The 6,768-nt window shown below is 36.1% G+C and carries 6 protein-coding genes; 1 reads left to right on the top strand and 5 read right to left on the bottom strand.

Translation table 11 applies throughout. The features are described from left to right. Positions 1 to 317: cation-transporting P-type ATPase (locus tag ACPYKA_RS17250; protein WP_479543451.1), on the bottom strand; the 317-nt coding region annotated here is incomplete at its 3' end. Positions 318 to 765: 448 nt separating this feature from the next. On the opposite strand from ACPYKA_RS17250, the gene ACPYKA_RS17245 reads away from it, so the two are divergent. Further along, complete coding sequence (locus ACPYKA_RS17245) at positions 766 to 1,440, top strand: uracil-DNA glycosylase (protein ID WP_479543450.1); 675 nt, start codon at positions 766 to 768, stop codon at positions 1,438 to 1,440. Between the two features lie 133 nt (positions 1,441 to 1,573). Here the strand turns inward: ACPYKA_RS17245 and ACPYKA_RS17240 are convergent, their stop codons facing one another. Genes ACPYKA_RS17240 through ACPYKA_RS17225 form a run of 4 tightly spaced genes read right to left on the bottom strand, consistent with a single transcriptional unit; the run spans position 1,574 to position 6,309 of the window. After that, positions 1,574 to 3,055, bottom strand: a complete 1,482-nt coding sequence (locus ACPYKA_RS17240; RefSeq protein ID WP_479543449.1) for a xylulokinase — start codon at positions 3,053 to 3,055, stop codon at positions 1,574 to 1,576. A gap of 1 nt (position 3,056) precedes the next feature. Beyond that, positions 3,057 to 3,821 (bottom strand): tryptophan synthase subunit alpha, encoded by a 765-nt coding sequence (trpA, locus tag ACPYKA_RS17235; RefSeq protein WP_479543448.1) that lies wholly within the window; start codon positions 3,819 to 3,821, stop codon positions 3,057 to 3,059. Between the two features lie 8 nt (positions 3,822 to 3,829). Next, positions 3,830 to 4,801, bottom strand: coding sequence for an ABC transporter permease (locus tag ACPYKA_RS17230; protein ID WP_479543447.1), 972 nt, complete (start codon positions 4,799 to 4,801; stop codon positions 3,830 to 3,832). 2 nt (positions 4,802 to 4,803) lie between these two features. After that, positions 4,804 to 6,309, bottom strand: a complete 1,506-nt coding sequence (locus ACPYKA_RS17225; RefSeq protein ID WP_479543446.1) for a sugar ABC transporter ATP-binding protein — start codon at positions 6,307 to 6,309, stop codon at positions 4,804 to 4,806. Between the last annotated feature and the right edge of the window lie 459 nt (positions 6,310 to 6,768).

Raw genomic sequence — 6,768 nt, 5'->3', positions numbered from 1 at the left:
TTTAATTCCTCTAATGCTTTTTCAGCTTTCGACTCTTGAATCACACCTATAATTGTATTAATTGCGATAACGATGCCGATGATAATCGCATCACTTATCTCGCCGGCAAGTCCCGAAATAATAGCCGCAGCGAACAAAATATAAATAAGAGCATTATTTAATTGCCCCCAAATAAGTGAGAGAATTGATTGTTGTTGCTCCTCTGCAAATCGATTTGGTCCGTCGATTTCTAAACGTTCCATTGCTTTTTTCGTGCTGATTCCAGTAGCTGGATCCGTATTTAATTTTTTAAAAAGTTTTTCAATTTGTTCAGGCATAGGTGAGTCATCCAATCTATCATATTATTTTTTACGCAAATATGCTTTCTCCATCATTTAATAAAAAAGAGGCTCCACTTGATTCTTTTCACATAGAACTATTATTGCCTTTACTCTATATTTTAGCATTAATTGACAAATTTTCACCTTATCAACTGGATAAAATTGCTGAAATAACACATTTTAAAAACAAACAAAAGAATGTTTCAAAGTTGTGAAATCTTAGCTTGTGAGTAGAAAAGATCTTTTTTAAAAAATGGTTGTATGTTTGTTTATTTAATGTTATTTTATACTTTGGAAACTCTTTTGCTTTGAGTTGATTTTTTATGTTTATACGAAATTAAATAAGGGCATATATGAAAGCGTCACTAACTCTAAAATAAGAGCAAGCTGTTTCAGTTGGGTTAGTAACGTGACATCACGAGATTTCAAAAAGAGGAAGGTTAATATGACGGAACAAATATTAAAAAATGATTGGGCTCCGTTACTTGAAGATGAATTTTCGAAAGCCTATTATGTAAAACTAAGAGAATTTTTAATAAAAGAATATAAGACGAAAACGATATATCCACGAATGGAAAACATTTTTAATGCACTCCATTACACCCCTTATCAAAAAGTGAAAGTGGTAATCCTTGGTCAAGACCCATATCATAGCCCCAACTTGGCGCATGGTTTAAGTTTTTCAGTGCAAAACGGAGTTGTAAAACCTCCATCTTTAATTAATATTTTTAAAGAATTGAAAAGTGATTTAGGATATCCGATGCCATACCAAGGTTGTTTAATCGATTGGGCAAAACAAGGTGTCCTTCTATTAAATACAGTTTTAACAGTTAGAGAAGGAGAAGCCCATTCCCATCGCGGGAAAGGATGGGAAATCTTCACTGACCGGATACTCGAACTTTTAAATGAAAAAGATCATCCAATCGTATATCTATTATGGGGAAGAGCGGCACAAGAGAAACAACGACTCATCGATACAAATAAACATCATATATTAACATCATCACACCCAAGTCCATTTTCCGCACACCAAAGTTTTTTAGGAAGTAGACCATTTTCCAAGACGAATGCATTATTGAAAAGATCGGGATTGGGAGAAATTGATTGGCAAATACAATAAAGATCACTCCAATTTTTTAGTAGGAGTGATCTTTAATTCTACATCTGTGCGTCCTCTTTACAATCCTTAAAAACGATCAGTCATTACACCCAAGTTATTAAAAAACATCCGCCGTATGACGAATGTTTTATCATCAATAAATTGTTTGTAACGCCGGATATAGCTTCTTAAATTTTTCAAAATGCTTCTTATACATATCGACATGCGTTGGATTAGGTGCATATTCTTTGCTAGGCACTTTTTTAATATACGTATCACTGAATTGTTCATATGATTCACTCCAGCCAAGTGCAACAAAAGCAATCGACGCTACACCGATTGACGGTAAATATTCACTGTTTAATGGAACTCTAATTGGATGATTCATAATATCTGCCATCATCTGGCACCAACTATTACTTTTTGACGCCCCACCAATCAACGTAATCGTCCGCCGATCTTGTAACTCAAACATTTCTAGCGTTTGCTTTAAGGAAAAAGTCACTCCTTCCAGAGCTGCGCGGGCGAGATCTTTTCTTTCTGTATGCGATGTGATTCCCCAATACGCTCCTTTTGCATCTGGATCAATCATTGGATTTCGTTCTCCGTTCAAATATGGTAAAAATACTACACCACCACTACCTGGAGCGGCTTGTTCAATTAAAGCTTCAAATGTTTCATATTTATTTGTTTCATTTTGATCGATATACGAATGAACGGCCCATTTGTGAACATTACCAACATTAAGCAACGGTGCAACCGAAATTCGGTGTGCTTTTTCTACAAAGGCTAAATTAAAATGGGCTTCTGATAAGGAATCGAACTGTCCTTCATTTTTTTCTACAATTGCTAGCCATCCCGTTGTACCCATATAAAAATAGCAATCTTTTTCATGAACAGCACCCGCTCCAAGCGTCGATGCTCCGGCATCCCCGCTTCCATTAATGACTAATGTGGATGTTGAAAAACCAGTTTTTTTACTAGCCTCTTCTGTCACCTTTCCTACTACACTATCTGCTTCTAGTAATCTAGGTAACTTCCCTTCATCGATCACACAGCTTTTGAAAATTTGCTTGTTCCAAGAACGATTTTTCAAGTCCATCATCCCTGTAGTTGCTGCAGTTATTGGGTCTGTTACCGTTTCTTTTGTTAATTGATAAATACAATAGTCTTTTGAACTAAATACAAATTTCTCTGTATCTACATACTGTTTAGGCGCTTTATTTTCCAACCATTTTATTTTGGCAAGTGGCGTTGTAGCACTTACATTATTGCCTGTAATGGCACGGATTTCTGGACATTTTTCATATATCCATTGCGCTTCTTCCCCTGCCCTTGTATCGGAGTATAATATTGCGCGATAATCACCGTCGTCACTAATAGAGATGACATCTTCCATTTGCCCTGAAAACGTAATTGCTCGAACAGATTCCGGAGAAATGCCATTTTTCCACCAAAGTGATGCTATATGAATGATTGCCTCCCACCAGTCTTCTGGTCGCTGTTCCATCTTCCCATCTTCGGATACATAAGTTGTTAGCTCAACGGTATGTTCCTCCATTAGATGACCTTCTTTATCAACTAAAATTCCTTTCACTGCCGTTGTTCCAATATCAAAAACAGCTATGTATGACATATTACCCCCACTTTTTCTTCGATTGGACTAATTCATCGATAAACTGATGTAAGGCTGCTTCATTTTCTGTAGCAACAAGTCGAACAAATTCACTGCCCACAACAATTCCATCATAACCCACTTCAAATATCTTCTCAGCAATATCTTGATTTTTTATACCGAAACCTGCCATTAACTGCGCATCTGTTATTTTTCGCATCCGCTTATAAAATTCGGGTAAATTTTCTGTAATTGTTAATTCATGTCCTGTTTTACCTGCATATAATTGACAGTAGATAACTTCCTTATTTTCGGCTAAACGGTGGATGTCTTCATCTGTCATTTCATTATTGATGACCGGTATAACATTTACTGCCGTTTGGTTAAGATGTTGTTGTACTACTGCTGTTTGAGCTATTTTTAGATCGGGAATTATAAATCCATCGATATATGTTGAGTTCGCTAATTTCAAATACGCATCTTCATGAAACAGGTCGTTTGTATATCCCATAATCCAGATTGGAATAGAGATTGCTGCGCGGACATCATGCAAATAATCAATAAAATCATCTAATGAAGAAAAATCATCATAAATTTGTTTATGTGCGCGTTGAATCATATCTCCATCCAAAAATGGATTACTACTTGGAAAACCAATTTCAATTGCATTTAATCCTGAACGAACAGCTTTCTGCATGATCTCGATGCTTTTTTCCTTAGTTGGATAACCACCAACAAGATAAGCTGTAATAAAAGGACTAGTCAGTCCAGTATGCTTTTTCTTCATAACTTCTATCACTTTCCTTCACGACCTATCTTTTGAAAAATCAATGCTGCGATAATAATTAAGCCGGTAATAACGTCTTGCATAAAAGAAGGTACTTGTAAAATCGTCAGACCATTTGCTAAAATTCCCAAAATTGCCGCTCCAAACAATGTTCCGACAATATTAGCAACACCACTTCTTACAACAGTCATTCCCAAAAATACAGCGGCATATGCATTGAGAAAATAAGCTTCCCCTCCGGTTGGATGTGCAGAACCTAAGCGTGATGCAAGCAGGGCACCAGTGAATGCAGCAAGCGCACCACAAAGCGCAAATGCAACCGTTTTATATGCATTTATATTTACCCCGGAAACTTCTGAGGCTTTTTCATTTCCGCCAATTGCATAAAAACGACGCCCAAGTGTCATATGTGTCATTATATACCAAAAAATAATCACTAATATAATCATAATAATCGATAAAAGCGGGATCATAAGAACGTTTGTCTGACCGATAAATGTAAAACTTTCTGGAATATTTTCAAATACGGTAGACCCGCCAGTTAGCCAAAACGTAAAACCACCAATTACCGTCCCCATCGCAAGTGTCGTCACGAATGACAGTACTCGGAAATGTGTAACAATTGCTCCACTAACTAAGCCAATAATAAATCCAATGATCACTGGAATAAGCATACTAATTAAAATAGGAACACCTAATATCGACAGTTTGGCAGCAACAACGCCTCCAAGACTTGCCATTGCTCCAATTGAAAGGTCAAATTCCTGTACACTCATTACTAATGTTGCTCCGATAGCGATAATAACTAGAAAAGAAATTTGTCTCGTAATATTGATTGCATTATCTACTGTTGCAAAAGAATCTGGACTTAAAATACTAAAGATAATAATTAAAGCAATACCTGCAAAAATGGTTCCATACGAACTGATTTTCTGGGAGAATGACATCTTTTTCTTCGGTTGTTTGATCGCTTCACTCATAATTATTTTTCCCCCTTTTGATGTTTGTAACAAATATCTAAAATTGTATGGGTATCAATTTCGTCGTTTTCAAGATCTGCGACTGTTTTTCCTTCACTAAAGACAACAATACGGTCACTAATCTCGAGAATTTCCTGGATATCGGATGATACAAAAATGATTCCTTTTCCAAGCTCTGCTTGTTTTTGTAAAAAGGAATGAATATCATTCCTTGTCATAATATCGACAGCTTGCGTTGGTTCATCACAAATATATAAATCCGGATTTGTAAGTAGTGCTTTACCAAATACAACTTTCTGCTGATTACCACCACTTAGTTCCGAAACGGTTTGATTTGCACTTACTGCTTTTACTTTAAAACGTTTCATTTCATTTTGGACTTTTTGTGTTTCTTTTTTCTTTGTTAACACACCACCATTTGAAACTTGCTCTAATATAGGTAATGTCATATTATGACTAATCGTATTTGGCATAATTAATCCTTCATCATGCCTGTTTTCTGGGATTAATATCATTCCAGCTTTTATCATTTGTTTTGGACTTACTTTGTCGTACGTTTTTTCTTTATAAAGTACTGTTCCATTCACTTTTTCTCTAAGTCCAAAAATTGCTTCCATACTTTCCGTTCTTCCCGCTCCAGCCAACCCATACATGCCGACAATTTCTCCGGCATGGACGTTGAAGCTGACGTCTTTTACTTTTTCATCCTTCGTTGCTATGTTCGAAACGGTTAAAAGGACTGGTTGTTCTGACACATCTGTTTTTACTTTTTTCGTTACATTTATTTGTTGTCCGTCTGTCATATGATAAATAATTTTTTCTCTCGTAATCTCTTCTTTTGGTAAAGAAGCGGTTACTTTTCCACCTGTAAGAACAGTGACATCATCTGAAATCTGGATAACTTCTTCTAGGCGGTGGGAAATATAAATGATTGCCACACCTTCTTTTTTCAAATGATCAATTAATGAAAATAATAAAACCGACTCTTTATCAGTTAATGAGGCTGTCGGTTCATCAAGGACAAGTACTTTTGATTCTTGACTCATCGCCCTTAAAATTTCTAACATCGTTCGTTCTGTCGGTGTCATATCATAGACGGGTTTATCTATTGGAATATCAATCTTCCATTTTTCTTTTAAAGCATTTGCTTGTTCTCTCATCAGGTTCCAATGAATACCACCAAAAATCTTTTTCGGGTATGTTTTGTTTAAAAATAAATTTTCCAGACCCGTAAAATAAGGGACAAGCTGCCGATCTTGGTGGATTACATTAATTCCAAGATCTTGAGCAGCTTTTGGGCGTTCAATATTTACTTTATTGCCTTCCCAAATGATTTGTCCGCTTGTTGGTTGATAAACACCTGTCAGTATCTTAATGAGTGTGGATTTCCCAGCACCATTTTCGCCTAACAATGAGTGAACAGTGCCTGCTTCAAACGTAACATTTACATTATCTAATGCTGTATGTCCGCCAAATACTTTAGTAATGTCCTTTGTTTGCAGTAACATCTGTCACTTTCACCTCTTTATCTTGGTTTCTTTTCGCACTTGTCTTATCAAATCTGTAGTTTTGTAGAAAATACATAAACTGCGACATAATAAATGAGTTACATGATGAACGTTTTCATGTACTTCTGATCTGACGGGCACATAAAGACTTACTTTGTGACCGTTTTTCATGAATTCTTGTTCTCTAATAGGCACATAAGTAAAATTATACTTTATGACAATCTAGAGGTCACAAAGGGTATAGGCGAGAAACGACCCAGCTATGTATGTCACAGTATTCTTCAACTACAGTGTAAGGGTGTGATAATGTCTACGAAAATCTTATTTTATTCAGCGGTAATTAAGCTTGCTGGTGCGTATAGTTCTGTACCGTCTACTTCTTCACCGTTGAACACTTTTTCCATTTGTTCAATAACGATTTCTGACATTCCAATAAAGTTTTGTTCAACAGTTGCTTTA

It is taken from the genome of Pseudogracilibacillus amylolyticus (SeqCode), from assembly GCF_051918545.1.
GTDB lineage: Bacteria > Bacillota > Bacilli > Bacillales > Amphibacillaceae > Pseudogracilibacillus.
This window is presented reverse-complemented; position numbering and strand designations above follow the sequence as displayed.